This is a genomic window from Nonomuraea sp. NPDC059023 (assembly GCF_042740095.1).
Classification (GTDB): domain Bacteria; phylum Actinomycetota; class Actinomycetes; order Streptosporangiales; family Streptosporangiaceae; genus Nonomuraea.
Map to the genome: position 1 here is coordinate 105,546 of NZ_JBHYIO010000016.1, position 17,257 is coordinate 122,802.

Annotated in this window: 21 protein-coding genes; 18 read left to right on the forward strand and 3 right to left on the reverse strand. The window is 68.1% G+C overall.

The annotated features are described in order from the left end of the window. The 15 genes from secY (at position 1) to truA (ending at position 10,263) form a co-directional block, all read left to right on the forward strand. Positions 1-1,311, forward strand: coding sequence for a preprotein translocase subunit SecY (gene secY, locus ACFWYW_RS26640; protein WP_379614523.1), 1,311 nt, complete (start codon positions 1-3; stop codon positions 1,309-1,311). Then, on the forward strand, positions 1,311-1,961 hold the full coding sequence (locus ACFWYW_RS26645) for an adenylate kinase (protein ID WP_379614521.1): 651 nt from the start codon (positions 1,311-1,313) through the stop codon (positions 1,959-1,961). Before secY ends, ACFWYW_RS26645 begins: the two co-directional genes overlap by 1 nt. Before the next feature lie 107 nt (positions 1,962-2,068). After that, positions 2,069-2,875, forward strand: a complete 807-nt coding sequence (gene map / locus ACFWYW_RS26650; protein WP_379614519.1) for a type I methionyl aminopeptidase — start codon at positions 2,069-2,071, stop codon at positions 2,873-2,875. 37 nt (positions 2,876-2,912) lie between these two features. Continuing rightward, the gene (locus tag ACFWYW_RS26655; protein WP_379614517.1) at positions 2,913-3,326 is read left to right on the forward strand and encodes a DUF1707 domain-containing protein; all 414 of its coding nucleotides are present in this window, start codon (positions 2,913-2,915) and stop codon (positions 3,324-3,326) included. Positions 3,327-3,423: 97 nt separating this feature from the next. Beyond that, positions 3,424-3,828, forward strand: a complete 405-nt coding sequence (locus ACFWYW_RS26660; RefSeq protein ID WP_379614515.1) for a hypothetical protein — start codon at positions 3,424-3,426, stop codon at positions 3,826-3,828. Positions 3,829-4,222: 394 nt separating this feature from the next. Next, positions 4,223-4,558 carry a hypothetical protein gene (locus ACFWYW_RS26665; RefSeq protein ID WP_379614513.1) on the forward strand — a complete coding sequence of 112 codons (336 nt, stop codon included), beginning with the start codon at positions 4,223-4,225 and terminating at the stop codon, positions 4,556-4,558. A 55-nt stretch (positions 4,559-4,613) separates the two neighbouring features. After that, on the forward strand, positions 4,614-5,222 hold the full coding sequence (locus ACFWYW_RS26670) for a class F sortase (protein WP_379614511.1): 609 nt from the start codon (positions 4,614-4,616) through the stop codon (positions 5,220-5,222). 195 nt (positions 5,223-5,417) lie between these two features. After that, a complete protein-coding gene (gene infA, locus ACFWYW_RS26675; RefSeq protein WP_012887858.1) occupies positions 5,418-5,639 on the forward strand; it encodes a translation initiation factor IF-1 in 222 nt (73 codons plus the stop codon). 88 nt (positions 5,640-5,727) lie between these two features. Further along, positions 5,728-5,841 carry a 50S ribosomal protein L36 gene (gene rpmJ / locus ACFWYW_RS26680; protein WP_003956441.1) on the forward strand — a complete coding sequence of 38 codons (114 nt, stop codon included), beginning with the start codon at positions 5,728-5,730 and terminating at the stop codon, positions 5,839-5,841. A gap of 193 nt (positions 5,842-6,034) precedes the next feature. Beyond that, entirely contained in the window at positions 6,035-6,415 is a 381-nt protein-coding gene (gene rpsM, locus ACFWYW_RS26685) for a 30S ribosomal protein S13 (protein WP_379614509.1), read from the forward strand. Positions 6,416-6,459: 44 nt separating this feature from the next. After that, positions 6,460-6,864 (forward strand): 30S ribosomal protein S11, encoded by a 405-nt coding sequence (gene rpsK / locus ACFWYW_RS26690; protein WP_020542285.1) that lies wholly within the window; start codon positions 6,460-6,462, stop codon positions 6,862-6,864. Positions 6,865-6,884: 20 nt separating this feature from the next. Then, positions 6,885-7,511 (forward strand): 30S ribosomal protein S4, encoded by a 627-nt coding sequence (gene rpsD / locus ACFWYW_RS26695; protein WP_379614507.1) that lies wholly within the window; start codon positions 6,885-6,887, stop codon positions 7,509-7,511. Positions 7,512-7,612: 101 nt separating this feature from the next. After that, positions 7,613-8,629 (forward strand): DNA-directed RNA polymerase subunit alpha, encoded by a 1,017-nt coding sequence (locus ACFWYW_RS26700; RefSeq protein WP_184958053.1) that lies wholly within the window; start codon positions 7,613-7,615, stop codon positions 8,627-8,629. Positions 8,630-8,763: 134 nt separating this feature from the next. Further along, positions 8,764-9,312 carry a 50S ribosomal protein L17 gene (gene rplQ / locus ACFWYW_RS26705; RefSeq protein WP_379614504.1) on the forward strand — a complete coding sequence of 183 codons (549 nt, stop codon included), beginning with the start codon at positions 8,764-8,766 and terminating at the stop codon, positions 9,310-9,312. A 102-nt stretch (positions 9,313-9,414) separates the two neighbouring features. Beyond that, positions 9,415-10,263, forward strand: a complete 849-nt coding sequence (gene truA, locus ACFWYW_RS26710; RefSeq protein ID WP_379614502.1) for a tRNA pseudouridine(38-40) synthase TruA — start codon at positions 9,415-9,417, stop codon at positions 10,261-10,263. Positions 10,264-10,576: 313 nt separating this feature from the next. Here the strand turns inward: truA and ACFWYW_RS26715 are convergent, their stop codons facing one another. The 3 genes from ACFWYW_RS26715 to ACFWYW_RS26725 form a co-directional block, all read right to left on the reverse strand. Next, positions 10,577-12,916: a hypothetical protein gene (locus ACFWYW_RS26715; RefSeq protein WP_379614500.1), complete on the reverse strand. Its 2,340-nt coding sequence runs from the start codon at positions 12,914-12,916 to the stop codon at positions 10,577-10,579. Between the two features lie 103 nt (positions 12,917-13,019). Beyond that, on the reverse strand, positions 13,020-13,835 hold the full coding sequence (locus ACFWYW_RS26720) for a hypothetical protein (protein ID WP_379614498.1): 816 nt from the start codon (positions 13,833-13,835) through the stop codon (positions 13,020-13,022). Positions 13,836-13,852: 17 nt separating this feature from the next. Next, the gene (locus ACFWYW_RS26725; protein WP_379614496.1) at positions 13,853-14,593 is read right to left on the reverse strand and encodes a CAP domain-containing protein; all 741 of its coding nucleotides are present in this window, start codon (positions 14,591-14,593) and stop codon (positions 13,853-13,855) included. Between the two features lie 311 nt (positions 14,594-14,904). Here ACFWYW_RS26725 and rplM point away from each other — a divergent pair, with 311 nt between their 5' ends. The 3 genes from rplM to glmM are packed head-to-tail and all read left to right on the forward strand — an operon-like array spanning position 14,905 to position 17,249. After that, positions 14,905-15,348, forward strand: coding sequence for a 50S ribosomal protein L13 (gene rplM, locus ACFWYW_RS26730; protein WP_184958047.1), 444 nt, complete (start codon positions 14,905-14,907; stop codon positions 15,346-15,348). Positions 15,349-15,374: 26 nt separating this feature from the next. After that, on the forward strand, positions 15,375-15,899 hold the full coding sequence (gene rpsI / locus ACFWYW_RS26735) for a 30S ribosomal protein S9 (protein ID WP_379614493.1): 525 nt from the start codon (positions 15,375-15,377) through the stop codon (positions 15,897-15,899). Then, complete coding sequence (gene glmM, locus ACFWYW_RS26740) at positions 15,900-17,249, forward strand: phosphoglucosamine mutase (protein ID WP_379614491.1); 1,350 nt, start codon at positions 15,900-15,902, stop codon at positions 17,247-17,249. It begins immediately after the preceding gene. Positions 17,250-17,257: the final 8 nt, after the last annotated feature.

The following is a 17,257-nucleotide window of genomic DNA, read 5'->3' on the forward strand; positions in this document are numbered from 1 at the left end:
GTGCTGACCGCGTTTACCCGGGCGTTCCGGACGCCGGACCTGCGCAAGAAGTTGCTCTTCACTCTGGGCATCATCGCGCTGTTCCGACTCGGCTCGGTTCTTCCGACTCCGGGCGTTCACGTCCAGAATCTCGCGACCTGTCTCGAACAAGCACGAGACAGTTCCGCCGGCAACATCTATGGAATGGTGCAGCTGTTCAGCGGCGGCGCCCTTCTGAAGTTGTCGGTTTTCGCGCTGGGCATCATGCCGTACATCACCGCGAGCATCATTCTGCAGCTGCTCGTCGTCGTGATCCCCCGACTAGAAGCCCTGAAGAAGGAGGGGCAGGCCGGGCAGACGAAGATCACGCAGTACACGCGTTATCTGACCATCGGCCTCGGCATTCTCCAGTCGACCGCCTTCATCGCGCTGGCCCGTACCGGTCAGCTGTTCCCGCAGTGCCAGCAGGAGATCCTGCTCGACCCGGACAACATCTTCGGGATCGTCACGATGGTCATCATCATGACGGCGGGCACCTCGGTGATCATGTGGCTCGGTGAGCTCATCACCGACCGCGGTGTCGGCAATGGTATGTCGATCCTCATCTTCACGCAGGTCGTCGCGGTCTTCCCGTCCGAGCTGGCCAACATCTTCCAGGCGAACAGGTTCACCTTCGCCGCCGTTCTGGTGGTCGGTATCTTCATGATCGCCGCGGTCGTCTTCGTCGAGCAGGCTCAGCGCCGCATCCCCGTGCAGTACGCCAAGCGGATGGTCGGGCGCCGGATGTATGGCGGCACTTCCACCTACATCCCGCTGAAGGTGAACCAGGCGGGCATCATCCCGGTCATCTTCGCGTCGTCCCTGCTTTATCTGCCGCAGTTGCTCACCTCGCTGTTCGCCAACGCGGAGAGCCCGAACGCGGTCGTGCAGTGGATCTCGCAGAACTTCGTGACGGGCGACACCCCGATCTACATGATCACGTTCTTCCTGCTGATCGTGTTCTTCACCTACTTCTACGTGTCGATCACCTTCAACCCCACTGAGATCGCCGACAACATGAAGAAGTACGGTGGGTTCATTCCGGGTATCCGCCCGGGACGGCCTACGGCCGAATACCTGAACTTCGTGCTCACCCGGCTGACCGCGCCCGGCGCGCTGTATCTGGGTCTGATCGCCATGGTCCCGATCGTCGCTCTGGCCATCGCCGGGGCGAGCCAGAACTTCCCGTTCGGAGGGACGAGCATTCTCATCATGGTTGGTGTCGGCCTGGACACGGTGAAGCAGATCGAAAGCCAGCTCCAGCAGCGTAACTACGAAGGTTTCCTGCGCTAGTGAGGCTGGTTCTGGTCGGGCCCCCCGGAGCGGGTAAGGGGACACAGGCCCAGTACATCGCATCAAACCTGTCCATCCCGAAGATCTCGACAGGTGACATTTTCCGTGCCAATGTCTCGGGCGGCACGGAGCTCGGCACGCTCGCCAAGACGTACATGGACCGCGGTGACCTCGTGCCCGACGAGGTCACGATCGCCATGGTCCGTGACCGGCTCCGTGAGGACGACGCGCAGGACGGTTTCCTGCTCGACGGCTTCCCCCGCAACGTGTCGCAGGCCGAGGTGCTGCGCGACATGCTGAAGGACTGGGAGCAGGGTCTCGACCTCGTGCTGGAGCTCGTGGTCGACGACGAGGAGGTGGTACGCCGGCTGGCCGGCCGGCGTACCTGCAGTCAGTGCGGGCGCATCTGGCACGTCGAGTTCGACGACAAGAAGGACGACGTCTGCGACGCGTGCGGAGGCAAGCTCTTCCAGCGCGACGACGACAAGGAGGAGACCGTCAGGCATCGCCTGGAGGTCTACCAGGAGCAGACGGCGCCGTTGGTCTCCTTCTATGCGAAGGACGACCTTCTCGTGGGCGTCGACGCCACCGGGCCGGTGGAAGAGGTCACGCAGCGGGCCATGGAGGCGATTCGCCCTTTCATGGGATAGCGAGCTAAGTATGCGAGGTGGCGCGGGATTCCGTGCCACCTCGCGGCTATTGTGGGGGAATTGACCTCCCGCGTCCGCCCGTTGAAACACCCTGGGGGGTGCCACACGTGTTCAAGAAGAACCGGCATGGAATTCAGATCAAGTCGCCTGAGCAGCTCGAGAAGATGCGGGCGGCCGGTCTGGTCGTCGGGCGTACGCTCGATCTGCTGAAGCGCTCGGTGCGGCCCGGCATGACGCCGCTGGACCTCGATGTGATCGCGGAGAAGGCGATCCGCGAGGAGGGCGCCGTTCCGTCGTTCAAGGGCTATCAGGGCTTTCCCGCGACGATCTGCGCCTCGGTCAACGACGAGGTCGTCCACGGGATCCCGACCAATGCCCGCCAGTTGCGCGAGGGCGACATCATCTCGATCGACTGCGGCGCGATCCTGGACGGCTGGCACGGCGACTCGGCGGTGACCGTCGCGGTGGGTGAGGTGGCGCCCGAGCTGATCGAGCTCATGCGGGTGACGGAGGAGTCGATGTGGCGGGGAATCGCGGCACTCAAGGTGGGCGCGAACCTGTCCAACATCGGCTTCCAGGTGGAGAAGTACGTCAAGTCCCAGGGCCGCTACGGCATCCCCCAGGAGTACGGCGGGCACGGCATCGGCACCGAGATGCACATGGACCCGTGGATCGCCAACCACGGCAAGCCGGGCCGCGGGCCGGTTCTGGAAGAGGGCATGTGCCTGGCGATCGAGCCCATGGTGAACCTGGGCGGAGCGCGTACGCGGGTGCTGGCCGACGAGTGGACCGTCGTGACGATGGACGGCAAGCCCTCCGCGCACTTCGAGCACAGCGTCGCGGTGACACATAATGGTCCTTGGGTGCTAACCGCCCTCGATGGGGGCAAAGAGCGTCTAGCACAGCTGAACTAGCGGCCGGGAGTTGAGGGTGATGGCGCAAAGCCCCGAGATGAGGGCGTCCGACGTCGATCGCGACCGGGTGGCCGCAGTCCTGCGTGAACACACGGCACAGGGCCGCATCACCATGGACGAGTTCAACGATCGGCTTGAGCAGCTGTACCAGAGCAAGACCTATGGCGAGCTGGCCAGGCTCACCGCAGACCTGCCCGACGTGGACCTGCGGGCACGGCCCGCGAAGGCGGTCGGAGCGGGAGCGCCGGCGCCGAAGCAGGGCATGCATCCCGGGATGCGCGGCGCGTGGGGCGCATGGGCGGCGGCCAGCGGCATCAACTGGGTGATCTGGCTGATCGTCAGCGTGACCTCGGGCGACTTCATCTATCCGTGGCCGCTGTGGGTGATGGGGCCGTGGGGTGTGATCCTTCTGCTGAGCACGGTCTTCGGTAGCGGGCCGCGCCGTACGTAAAAGTGGTATGTGTGCATTCCTGCGCAGATCGGGCGGGTTCTGCTTCCTAACGTGAGCGGTGTCGGCAACAGCCGGCCCAACTCCCGGAGGAAGACAGATGCGTAAGTTCCTCGTAGCAGCAGCGATCGCCGGATCCGTCGCCAGCGGCCTCGCCCTCGCCCCCGCCGCCCAGGCGAGCGCCGACACGTCGAGCTCGGCCGGCTTCTGGGGGCCGTACTTCTCCAGCAACGGTGGCAAGGCCTACGCGAAGGGCCGCACCTACAAGTCCGGCGGATACGTGCACACGATCTGGTCCGGCAAGGAGAAGTTCGGCGGCGACAAGAAGTACGGCTACGTCTGGTTCGAGTACTACAAGGGCGGCAGCTGGCACAAGTTCTACCGCCACTGGAACGGCTCGGGCGGCAGCAGCTGGAAGTCCAAGGGCATCAAGAAGATGTACACCTACACCTGCTGGGGCAAGAAGCCGAACCACTACTGCGGTTCGAAGCACCGCATCTACTAGGCGATTCCCGCACAGAGCCCGTCCGTGACCTGGTCACGGGCGGGCTTTGCCCTATATCCGGAGTGAAAGACGCACTCTTTACCGCTGGTGCCAGTTGGCGGCGATCACGAGGGGTAGATGATCTTTGACCAGCGAACCGGCGCTTTAGGGGGACAGATTGAGACGTGTCCTGCTCGGGGTGCTGGTGACCGCGTTCTCCACTACGGGGGCTTCGTCTGCGGAGCCAGGGGTGAGTGTTTCGCCGGCCAGTGCCGGGCCTGGTGAGCGGGTGACCGTCTATGTCCATTCGTGCACGGCTGTGGATCAGGTTGTCGCCTCTTCGATGGCGTTCGTCGGACAGCATGTGCGGCTGGGGCGGGGTGGGAGTCCCGGCGGGTGGGCGGGGAGCGTGGAGGTGCAGGACAACGCGGTCAGCTCGGTGCACGAGGTGACCGCCCGGTGCTCCGATCGGCTGGTCAGGACCTACCTCACCGTGCGCGGCCATCCCCGGCGCGGGCCGGAGACCGGAGGGGGCGGGCTGGCCCTTGGCGGTGGTTCCGGGCTCGCCGACTCCGGGCTCGCCGACTCCGGGCTCGCCGACTCTGGGCTCGCCGACTCCGAGGTCGCGGGTTCCGAGGCTGCGCGGGCGCCTTGGCTGGCGGGGGCGCTGGGTGTGCTCCTTCTGGTGTCCGGGGGCGGTGCGCTGGCCGCCTGGAGGCGGTGGCGCGGCTCGCGTGACGCCGCGCCCTAGAGACTCGTGCCCGCCTGGCGCCGCGTGTCGGCGGTCGTCGGCGCCGGGCGGGCACGTGATCGTCGCTGTGGGGCTCCTTCTGGGCCTTTCCTCCTGTACGGCGCCGCCCGCCGTGCCCTGGGAGGTGGCCGGTGGGCCGCCTGCCGTACCGGGGAAGGGGTGGCCGCGGCCGCTCGCGGGAGAGCTGAGCAGGGCCGAGCCCACGCGGGTGCTGATCCCGCGCCTTCAGGTGAGCGCGCCGCTCGTGGTGCTCGGGGTGGGTGGCGACGGGGCGCTGGCGGTGCCACCTCTGGACCACGGGAATGTGGCCGGATGGTACGGCGGCGGCGTGACGCCGGGGGAGCGTGGCTCGGCGGTGATCGCGGGGCATCTCGACACCAGTCGGGGACCGGCGGTCTTCGCCCGGCTGGGAGAGCTGCGGGCGGGAGACGTGGTGGGCGTGGTGCGCGCCGACGCGAATGTGGCGGTGTTCGTCGTGGAACGGTTGTCGCGCGCGCCCAAGGACCGCTTCCCCGCCGAGGAGGTCTACGGGCCGACGGACACGCGCTGGTTGCGCCTGGTGACCTGTGGAGGCAGCTTCGACCGGGTGCGGCGTACCTATAGCGACAACGTGATCGTGCACGCGCGCTTCCGAGCGGCGTACGCGAGCGCGGACTTGCGCTAAACTGGCGCATGGTTGTGTCAGGACACCTGGCACGCGTTTCGCGTTTTTAGCTCAGGTGTCGTACACTCCTTAGTCGGCTCACTTTGACTGTCACGCGTCGGCGATCCTTGCCGGTCGCCGCTCTCTTCGAAGCGTGATGTCGCGGCTGCAGTGAACCGAAACCTCAGACGACCGATCAGTGAAACGCGAGGGATTTTGGCCAAGAAAGACGGCGCCATCGAGATCGAGGGCACTGTGGTTGAGTCGCTCCCGAACGCCATGTTCCGGGTGCAGCTCGACAACGGCCATAAGGTCCTGGCCCACATCAGCGGCCGGATGCGGATGCACTACATCCGAATCCTGCCTGACGACCGGGTAGTCGTTGAACTGAGCCCCTACGACCTCAGTCGTGGGCGGATCGTCTACCGATACAAGTAACGACGGAACCCGCCGCTCCGCGGGGATGTTCCGGCGTTAGGCGCGGGTTTCGGCCCGCGAGGAAACACGTCTGAGGATACGAAGGACAATGAAGGTTAAGCCGAGCGTCAAGAAGATCTGCGACAAGTGCAAGGTGATTCGCCGGCACGGTCGCGTCATGGTGATCTGCGACAACCTGCGCCACAAGCAGCGTCAGGGCTAGTCGCGGTAAGGCTTCTCCGAGTCCGACACCCGTCAAGGGGTGGCGGGCTCGACGCATGAGCAGCCTGAAGTAATCGCGTGCCACACCCACATCAGTGGGACACCCTCGGTCGGAGGCCGAGGCCCTCACCCCGGGCATGGGGAGGGGCAGTGGAGCGCAAGACCTCCGCCACAGAGAAGGAGAATGCCCGACCATGGCTCGCCTGGTTGGCGTCGATCTCCCCCGCGAAAAGCGGCTGGAGATCGCTCTCACCTACATTTTCGGAATCGGCCGCACCCGGGCCCTTGAGATCCTCAAGGCCACCGGCGTCAGCGGCGACCTTCGCGTGCACCAGCTCTCCGACGCTGAGCTCGTCCCGATGCGTGACTACATCGAGTCGAACTACAAGATCGAGGGTGACCTGCGCCGCGAGGTCCAGGCCGACATCCGTCGCAAGATCGAGATCGGTTGCTACCAGGGCATCCGTCACCGCAAGGGTCTTCCCGTCCACGGCCAGCGCACGCAGACCAACGCGCGCACCCGTAAGGGCAAGAAGAAGACCGTCGCCGGTAAGAAGAAGCCCGGTAAGAAGTAGTTCGCGCAGCCGCGGACCGAAGACCTCAGGAGTAATGGCTAACAATGCCTCCTAAGAGCCGTCAGGGCGCACCGAAGAAGGTGCGCCGCAAGGAAAAGAAGAACGTCGCTCACGGGCACGCCCACATCAAGAGCACGTTCAACAACACGATCGTCTCGATCACCGACCCCAACGGGAACGTGATCTCCTGGGCCAGCGCCGGCCACGTGGGTTTCAAGGGCTCCCGTAAGTCCACCCCGTTCGCCGCCCAGATGGCCGCCGAGAACGCCGCCCGCCGCGCCATGGAGCACGGTATGCGCAAGGTCGACGTCTTCGTGAAGGGCCCCGGCTCCGGCCGTGAGACCGCGATCCGTTCGCTGCAGGCGACCGGGCTCGAGGTCGGCTCCATCCAGGACGTGACCCCGGTTCCGCACAACGGCTGCCGTCCGCCGAAGCGCCGCCGCGTCTGACACCCAGGAGATATTGAGAAATGGCTCGTTACACGGGCGCGGACTGCAAGCTCTGCCGTCGGGAGAAGACCAAGCTCTTCCTCAAGGGCAGCAAGTGCGAATCCGCCAAGTGCCCCATCGAGATCCGTCCTTACCCGCCGGGTGAGCACGGTCGCGGTCGTCCCAAGGAGTCTGAGTACCAGCTCCAGCTTCGTGAGAAGCAGAAGACCCGCCGCATCTACGGCGTCCTCGAGAAGCAGTTCCGCAACTACTACGAGGAAGCCAGCGCCAAGACCGGCAAGTCCGGTGAGGTGCTTCTCCAGATTCTGGAGAGCCGTCTCGACAACGTCGTCTTCCGCGCCGGGTTCGCCCAGTCGCGTGACGCCGCCCGCCAGCAGGTGCGCCACGGCCACATCCTGGTGAACGGCAAGAAGGTCGACATCCCGTCGTACCGCGTTCGCGAGCACGACATCGTCGAGGTCCGCGAGAACAAGCGCAACCTGATGCCGTACGAGGTGGCCCGCGCCACCGCCGGCGAGCGCACCGTTCCGCCGTGGCTCGGCGTCGTGCCGGAGAAGCTCCGCGTCCTGGTTCACCAGCTGCCCGTCCGCGGTCAGATTGACACCCAGGTCCAGGAGCAGCTGATCGTCGAGTACTACTCCAAGTAGTCACTCGCCTCTAAGTGGAGTACGGCCTGCCGTACTCCACTTAAGCTGTTATGGAGAGCGGCGTCATATAGCGGTCGCCGCACTACAAGGGGAGATCCCACATGCTGATCGCTCAGCGTCCGACTCTTCTCGAAGAGTCGCTCGACGAGACCCGGTCCCGATTCGTCATCGAGCCGCTGGAGCCGGGTTTCGGCTACACCATCGGCAACGCGGTGCGGCGTACGCTGCTGTCGTCCATTCCGGGCGCGGCCGTCACCAGCATCCGCATCGAGGGCGTGCTCCACGAGTTCTCGACCGTGCCGGGGGTCAAGGAGGATGTCACCGACATCATCCTGAACCTCAAGGAACTGGTCGTCTCCTCCGAGCACGACGAGCCGGTCGTCATGTACCTGCGCAAGCAGGGCCCGGGTGAGGTCACCGCCGCCGACATCGCGCCTCCGGCCGGTGTCGAGGTGCACAACCCCGAACTGCGCATCGCCACCCTCAACGGCAAGGCGAAGCTGGAGATGGAGCTGACCGTCGAGCGCGGTCGCGGCTACGTCTCCGCCGCGCAGAACAAGCAGCCCGGCCAGGAGATCGGCCGCATTCCGATCGACTCGATCTACTCGCCGGTCCTCAAGGTCACCTACAAGGTCGAGGCGACCCGAGTCGAGCAGCGTACCGACTTCGACCGTCTGATCCTGGACGTCGAGACCAAGGCCGCCATGAAGCCGCGCGACGCCGTGGCGTCGGCCGGCAAGACGCTGGTCGAGCTGTTCGGCCTGGCCCGCGAGCTGAACGTCGAGGCCGAGGGCATCGACATCGGCCCGTCGCCGACCGACGCGGCCCTGGCCGCCGACCTCGCGCTGCCGATCGAGGAGCTGAACCTCACGGTTCGTTCCTACAACTGCCTCAAGCGCGAGGGCATCCACACTGTGGGCGAGCTAGTCGCCCGCAGCGAGCAGGACTTGCTCGATATAAGGAATTTCGGCGCCAAGTCCATCGAAGAGGTCAAGCAGAAGCTCCACGAGATGACGCTTGCTCTCAAGGACTCCCCGCCCGGGTTCGACCCGAGCGCGGTGGCCGGCGGCGGTTACGACGACGACGACTCCGCGTACGTCGAGACCGAGCAGTACTGAGCACGTCCCCGGCGCCCCTCTCGGGGTGACCGGGGTTCGCACTGGTTGATCGCGGGCGCCCCTGCGGGGGCGTCTGGCGGCCCGACTCCGGTACCTCGTACGGCCGTGGCGGGTTCATTCTCAAGGAGAACGTAATGCCCAAGCCCACCAAGGGTGCACGTCTTGGCGGCAGCCCGGCTCACGAGCGGCTGATCCTGGCGAACCTCGCCACCGATCTGTTCCGCTACGGCCGGCTCACCACCACCGTGACCAAGGCCAAGCGCGTCCGCCCGCTGGCGGAGCGCCTGATCACCAAGGCCAAGAAGGGCGACATTCACAACCGTCGCCAGGTGCTGACCGTCGTCAAGGACAAGGGCGTCGTCCACCACCTGTTCACCGAGATCGCCGTGACCTTCGCGGAGCGTCCCGGTGGCTACACCCGGATCACCAAGATCGGTAACCGTAAGGGCGACAACGCGCCCATGGCGGTCATCGAGCTGGTCACCGAGCAGCTGAACCCGGTCACCGTCTCGCGTACCACCCCGGCCGCCGAGGCTGCCGCCGCTCCCGCGGCCGCCGCCGAGGTCGTCGAGGACGTCGCTGAGGAGACCGCCGAGGCCGAGACCACTGAGGCCGAGGCCCCCGAGGCCGCCGACGACGAGGCTCCCGCCAAGGAGACCGAGGCGAAGAAGGACGAGGCCTGATCTTTCAGGCCGTCAACGGGCCCGGACCCCTCTTGCGGGGGTGCGGGCCCGTTGCGCATTCAGGAGATGACATTCAGGAGATGACATTTAGGAGATGACATCGTGGTACGGCTCCGCCTCGACCTCGGCTACGACGGCACCGACTTCTCCGGATGGGCGCGTCAGCCGGGGCGGCGTACGGTGCAGGGCGAGATCGAGGAAGCGCTGACGCGGATCCTGCGGCTGCCGGAGCCGGCCTCGCTGACGGTCGCCGGGCGGACGGATGCCGGGGTGCATGCCCGGGGGCAGGTGGCGCACGTCGACCTGGACGAGGAGTCGCTGGGGCAGCTGGATCCCCGGGGCGGCACGCCTGCGGGACGGGCTGAGAGGCTTGCTGCGCTTGTGCGGAGGTTGGCAGGGATCCTGGCGGCAGATGTACGGATATTTCGCGTCTCGGTGGCTCCTGAGGGCTTTGACGCGCGATTTTCGGCTATGTCCCGGCGGTATGCGTACCGGGTTTGCGACGCTCCGGGGGGAGTGGACCCGTTGGTGCGGCGGGAGGTGGTCTGGCACGCCAGACCGCTGGACGTCGAAGCCATGAACGCCGCGGCCGCGCGGTTGCTGGGTGAGCACGACTTCGCGGCGTTCTGCAAGAAGCGCGAAGGCGCCACGACGATTCGGGAACTGCAGCGGCTCGAGTGGGTGCGGGACGGACGGGGGCTGCTGGTCGCCACCGTGGTCGCGGACGCGTTCTGCCATTCCATGGTCCGGGCGCTGGTCGGGTCGTTGATGGCGGCAGGGGACGGGCGCCGGCCGGTGGAGTGGCCGGGGGAGGTGCTGGCGGCAGCCGTACGGGATTCGGGGGTGCATGTGGCGCCCGCCCACGGGCTGTGCCTGGAGGAGGTCACCTACCCGGAGCCCGCAGACCTCGCCACAAGAGCAGCCACCACCCGCCGCATCCGGACCCTCTAGTTCACCCCATCTGGCGGTACGGCTCGCGCCCACCCATGCCACGCGGCGCCCCGTCTCGGGCCGCCGCGCGACGGGCCCCGGGGCCAGCCGGTCGTGCCCGCACCCGCGGCTCGGGGTGGCGTCATGCGCGGAGCCACACCCGCACGCGCGCCTGCCGGTCCGGGCCATGCCGGGAGCCATGCCGGGAGCCACGCCCGCACGCGGGCCCGCGGCTTCGGCAGGTGTCTTGCCTGGAGTCGCACCCACACCCCCAGCGTTATGGCCGGACCATGCGATGGCATGGGTTTCCGTTGGCGGCGACGTCCTATGCGGGTCAGCTGGCGGCGATTCGGCGTTCCAGGACCTTGGCGGTTTGGTCGCGGAAGCCGCCGCTGATCTTGCCCAGGCCGGTTTCCTTTTCGGTCGGGGTGTGGCCGTCGGCGTAGGTGGCGTAGCTGAAGACGATGTAGCGGCCCCAGACCAGGCCGGCCGCGTAGCCGCCGGCGATGTGGATGCGGTCGCCGCCGCTGCCCGCCGAGCCGGGCAGGGCGCGGAACCAGAGGTTGCGGCTCAGGTTCTTGGCCTGGTCGGCTTCGACGGCCGCCTCCTTCGTGGGCAGGACCGCGAGGCCGGTGGTGACGGCGTAGCGGCGCTTGCTGTCGACGTAGGTGGCGCGCAGGACGCGGCTGCAGTCCTGCTTGCGCAGCGCGTCGGCGAACGGGCCCGCGGCGACCTTCTCGCAGTTCTCGGCCATGCTGGTCTTGACCCTGGTGAACGACCTGCCGCCGATCTTGATCTTCTTGGCGGGGAAGGCCTCGGTGAGGGCGAGCTTCTTGGGGTCGGTCTGCTCGGAGTTCAGGACCGAGGCGCCCGCGGTGTCGTCCGGGGGGTCGGTGGTGGCGGAGGTGGGGGGCTGCGAGGTGGCCGGGGGTTGTGAGGCTGCCGCGTCGGCGGGCTTGGAGCTGTTGATCGACCGGTAGGCGAAGAACGCGCCGGTCGCCACGCCTGCCAGGACCAGCACGCCCAGCGCGGCCAGGAGGACCTTCTTGCCCTTGGCCGGTGGCTGCGGGGGCCCTGGTTGTGGGGGCGCGGTGGGGCCGCCCGGGGTGAACAGGCTGCCCGGCTGGGTGTGCGCCTGCTGGCCTGCGAAGGGCTGGTTGCCGAAGGCCTGGCGGGCCGGGGGCTGGAAGTTGGTCGGCGGGGCTGGTACCGGTGCCGGTGGGCGTGCGGCGTCCGGGTGGGGGCTGTCCGTCGCCGGAGGGCGGGGGCCGGGGAAGGCGGGGATGCCGTGGGGTGGGGTGTCCGAGTCGGCCGGGGGCAGCGCCATGGGCTGCCTCGGCGCGGGCAGCGCGGGCTTCGGGCCCCAGACCTCCGGTGGGAACGGGAGCTCGGGCAGCTGGTGCGGGCCGGTGTCGTCGGACTGCTTCATCGGCCACACCGGGATGTCACCGGGCTCGGCCTGGCGAGCCACCGGAAGGGTGAGGCCGGGGTCGGACGGCTGGCCCGGTCCGGCGCCCTGGTGTCCGGGCTGCTGGTGTGGGGCGGTGCTTTGGTGTCCGGGTGGATGGAGCGGGCTGCCAGGGGGCTGGGGTGGGTTGCTTTGAGGGGCCGTGGCGGGGTGCTGGACGTCCTGGGGGTTTGCGGGTACGGCGGGCGTACCCGGCCACGGCGCCGGGGGTTCCAGGGCGTCGTAGTCGGCGCCGGGGATGGGTTCGCCGGTCGCCGCGGGCCACGGGGGTACCGCCGGGTCGGTCACCGGGGACGGCCACACCTGCATGCCTGCCGCCGCGGCGGTGAAGCCGGGCGGGGGTTCCCACGTGGGCTCGCCGGGAGGCGGGGTGTCGGACGGGAGTTCCGGCTTGGGCCAGGAGGTCCGGGTGAGCTGGGGGTCGTCGGGCTCGGGGTCGGCGAACCAGTCGTACTCGGCTTCCTCGCCGGGGACCTCCCACGGCTTCGCGCCCGGGAAGGCGGGCAGCTCGGGCAGGTCAGACAGCTCGGCGGTGGGCACGGGCTCGGGGGCCGGGGCCGCAACGTTCCACGGCTGAACGTCGGCCCCTGGCAAGGGGTTGGCCGGGTTGGTGTCGGCGGCGCCGAAGTCCGGGACGGGACCGGGCGGTGGTGGGTACCCGAGCGCGTCCGTCGGCGGCGGCTGAGGGCCGCTGTCGAGCGGGTGTCCGGGCATCGGCCTGGTGGGGTCGTGGCGGGGGTCCGGGGTGGTGGCGCGGGGGGCCTCGGGCCAGGACGGGGGCTGGGGCAGGGAGGACTGGCCCGGCAAGAGTGGCTGGCCCGGCGGGGGTGGTTGCCCCGGCAGGGGTGGCTGGTCCGGCAGAGGTGGTTGGCCCAGCAGGGGTGGGTCGCCGGGCAGAGGGGGCTGGCCCGGCAGAGGGGGCTGGGTCGGGAGGGGTGGCTCGGGGAGCGGGAGGTTGGGGGGCGGGCCCGGGTAGACGGGGATGGGGGCGCCGCCGGCACTTGGCCACGGCAGGCGCTCCGCCGTCTCCTGCTGGTCGCCCTCGCCACCATCCTGTACGGCGTCGCCGTACAGGATGGGCGGGGTTGTTGGGTCGTCGGCGGGTGAGAGGAGCTGGCCGAAGCTCGGCGGCGGTGTCGTCGCCGGAGCGACCGAGCTGTCGGTCTCGGCGCGCTCGTGCTCGGACCCGGGTTCCTGGCCACGCATAAGGGGGAGCCTAGCGAGAAGGTCGAGATCGTCATGCCGGTATGGGCGTTCCCGGCCGGATCGACCGCCTTGTTTGTCCGCTTATGGGGGTTTTTGGGGTGGTTCAGTTTCCGGGGTATCCGCTGAGCGAGCGGGCGTCCAGGGCCTTGAAGGCGGTCGTCTTCGCGATGTCGTCGGCTGCCTGGGCGAGGACCTTGGAGGTCTTCTTGGTCGGTTCCGAGCCGTCCTTGTTCTGGAACCAGACCATGATCGCGTAGTGGCCGTGGACCCAGATCTCGGCGGCGCCGGAGCCCGATCCGATGTACTTGGTGACCGCGTCCTTGCCGGGCAGCGCCTTCACGTACACCGAACGCTTGTCCTTGCCGCCCGCGGCGGCGACCTTCTTGGCCGAGCCGGTGGTGTTGAGGTTCGCGACGCCGACGGTGCCGATGACCTTGCCGGCCTTGTCGCGGAAGCTGGCGCGGACCACCTGGTTGCACTTGCCGGACTTCAGGGCCTTCGCGAGCTTGTCGCCGTTGGCGGCGTCACCGCACTTCTTGTCGTGCTTGGTGATGGTCATCTCGTAGGAGCGCCCGTCCACCGTGAACTTCTTCTGGGGGAAGAGCTCCTTGACCGACAGCGGTTCCGGGTCGGTCTTGCGCTCGCCGGCGAAGCCGAACTCGCCGGGCGGCGCCGACGGCAGCGGCGCGGAGGTACGGCGCGCCGTCTCGGCCTGGCCGGGAGTCTCGGTGTTCCACATGATGACGAGGCCGCCGGCGAGCAGTCCGAGCACGGCCAGCCCGCCCAGGGCGAACCACAGCGGCCCCCGGGAGCGCGGTCCCTCGTCATAGGGGCTCCACATGGTGCTCTGCCGTGTGGTCTCGGTCGTGGCCGAGGCCTCGTCTTCGCCGCCGGTCGATCGCTTTTTGGGGAAACCCATGCCGGGAGATTACCGCGTCAGCGGTAGCCGAAGTCCTGGGTCCACCACAGGCCGGTCGGCCCGTTGGCGACTCCGACGCCGATGGCCACGATGTCGCAGTTGAGGATGTTGCCGCGGTGGGAACGGTTGGTCAGCCACCCGCTGACCGCCTCGCCGGGGGTGGTGTAGCCGCTGCCGATGTTCTCGGCGGCGCCCTGGCGGTAGCCCGCGCGCTCCATCCGCTCCCAAGGTGAGGAACCGTCGGGCGAGACGTGGTCGAGCTTGCCCTCGGTGGCCATCTCCATCGAGTGGGCGCGGGCCGATCGGGTCAGGCGCGTGTCGACCCGCAGCGGCCGGCAGCCCTTCTTGACCCTGGCGCTGTTGGTGAGGACGACCACGCGACGGGCGAACTCGGGCTCCAGCCGTACCACCGGATCGCCGAGGATCTGCGTGGGGTGGTCCTGCGGGAAGAAGCCGGAGATCTCGCTCGACGGCGAGGGCAGCGGCTTGGCGGTCGCGCGGCCGTGCGGCTGCGACGGGGTGGTCTCGCGCGGGATCGGGGCCGCGAACGGCTGCTTCTTTGGCGTCGGTACGGCTGTCGCCGCCGCGGGCGGCACGCTTTCGTTGAGGTAGAGCTGCTCGGCCGGCGGCTCGGCGTCGGTCAGGCGGCCGATCAGCACACCGGCGAAGACCGCGGCAGAGAGGCACGCCAGCACCCCCAGGTGGTTCCGGCGCCGGAAAGTCCGCTGGGTCAGCCGGGTGTGAATGCTCTGCCACATGCCGGAGCCAACGATAGGGATGAGCGGTGGTGGTAAAGAAGGGATTGCCGGGAAACGAAATAGAACCGTTCTGTGTCGGGTAGACTCGGCGCTGGTTACCGGTAGCTCTTGAAGTGAGGTAGCCTAGTCAATCGTTGTGTGCATAGGTCCAGAGCGACCGATGCGCGGCGCGTCCGGCGTCATCTCCCATGAAGCCTGCTGAGGCAGGGAGACGGAAGGTCCGGGCTGTCGTGCGCCCGCACCGACCGACAAAGGCGCTGACCGATTCCGGCAGCGGTAAGAAGACGCCGAGCAAGATAAGGCTAACGACCGTGCGCACGTACTCACCGAAGCCCGCTGACGTCGAACGTCAGTGGTACGTCATCGACGCGACCGATGTCGTGCTGGGCCGGCTGGCCAGCCACGTCGCGACCCTGCTCCGCGGCAAGCACAAGCCGATCTTCGCCAACCACGTCGACACCGGTGACTTCGTCATCGTCATCAACGCGGAGAAGATCGCGCTGAGCGGTAACAAGCTTGAGCAGAAGAAGGCTTACCGCCACTCGGGCTACCCGGGCGGTCTGCGTTCCGTGACCTACGGCGAGCTCATGGAGAAGCGCCCCGACAGGGCGGTCGAGAAGGCCGTCAAGGGCATGCTCCCCAAGAACTCCCTCGGCCGGAAGATGGCGAAGAAGCTCAAGGTCTACGCGGGTTCCGAGCACCCGCACCAGGCCCAGCAGCCCGTGCCGTTCGAGATCACCCAGATCGCCCAGTAGTAGTTCGAAAGATTTAGAGGAGAACCGTGGCTGAGCCCACCGGTGTCGAGACGGCCGTCGTCGAGGCCGAGCAGGAGGACTTCTCCACCGAGGAGTTCCCGTCCGAGTACACCACCGAATCCGCCGCCAGCGCCGACGCCCCCGTGCGTAAGCCCGTCACCACGGGCAACTCGTACGGCACCGGCCGCCGCAAGGAGGCGATCGCCCGCGTGCGCATCGTCCCCGGCACCGGCAAGTGGACGATCAACGGTCGTTCGCTGGATGCCTACTTCCCCAACAAGGTCCACCAGCAGATCGTCAACGAGCCCTTCGTGGTGCTCGGTGCCGAGGAGGCCTTCGACGTCATCGCCCGCATCGACGGTGGCGGCGTGACCGGCCAGGCCGGTGCCCTGCGCATGGGCCTGTCCCGCGCGCTGGCGGTCCTGGACGTCGAGAACAACCGTCCGCCGCTGAAGAAGGCCGGCTTCCTCACCCGTGACGCCCGCGCCACGGAGCGGAAGAAGTACGGCCTCAAGAAGGCCCGCAAGGCTCCGCAGTACAGCAAGCGCTAAGTGGGGCGCCTTTTCGGCACCGACGGGGTACGTGGGGTCGCGGGTCGCGACCTCACGGCCGAGCTCGCCATGGACCTTTCGGTCGCGGCGGCTCACGTCCTCGGCGATGCAGGCGCGTTCGCCGCGACCGGCCACAAGAGGCCTGTCGCGGTCGTAGGCCGGGACCCCCGGGCTTCAGGTGAATTCCTGGAGGCCGCGGTGGTCGCCGGCCTCGCGTCGTCCGGAGTGGATGTGCTGCGCCTCGGCGTGCTGCCCACCCCGGCCGTCGCCCACCTCACGGCCGCGCTCGGCGCCGACATCGGCGTCATGCTGTCGGCTTCGCACAACCCGGCGCCGGACAACGGCATCAAGTTCCTGGCCAAGGGCGGCTTCAAGCTGTCCGACGCGGTCGAGGACGAGATCCAGCGGCGGCTCGGTGAGGCGTGGAACAGGCCCGTCGGCTCGGCCGTCGGCCGGGTCAGAGACGCCTACGGCGAGGCCGACCGCTACATCTCCCACCTGCTGACCACCGTCCAGGGCAGCCTTGACGGGCTGAACGTGGTGGTCGACTGCGCGCACGGCGCGGCGCACATGGTGGCGCCGGAAGCGCTCGTACGCGCGGGCGCCCGGGTGGAGGCGATCGGCGCCAGGCCCGACGGGCTCAACATCAACAACGGCTACGGCTCGACCCACCTGGACAAGCTCCAGCAGGTGGTCATCTCGCGCGGCGCCGACCTCGGGGTCGCCTACGACGGCGACGCCGACCGCTGCCTCGCGGTCGACCACACCGGCGCGATCGTCGACGGCGACCGCATCATGGCGGTGCTGGCCAGGGCGATGCACGACGAGGGCACGCTGGCCCACGACACCGTGGTCGCGACCGTGATGTCGAACCTCGGCTTCAAGCTGGCCATGCGTGAGGCCGGGATCAACGTGATCGAGACCGCGGTGGGCGACCGCTACGTTCTCGAGCGCATGAAGGCCAACGGCTACAACCTCGGCGGTGAGCAGTCGGGCCACGTCATCATGCTCGACCACGCCACCACCGGCGACGGCCTGCTGACCTCGCTCCACCTGCTGTCGGTGGTCGCGCGGACCGGCAAGACGTTGCGCGAACTGTCCTCGGCGATGACGGCGCTGCCGCAGATCCTCATCAACGTCAAGGACGTCGACAAGGGCAAGGCGTCGGTGCCGGAACTGGTCGCCGCCGTGGCCGCGGCGGAGGCGGAACTGGGCGAGACCGGCCGGGTGCTCATCCGGCCGAGCGGCACGGAGCCGATGATCCGGGTCATGGTCGAGGCCTCATCGGAGGACCAGGCCTCGCAGGTCGCGGGCCGCCTGGCCGATGTGGTGCGCACGTCCTGCTCGTAGAGGTTTTC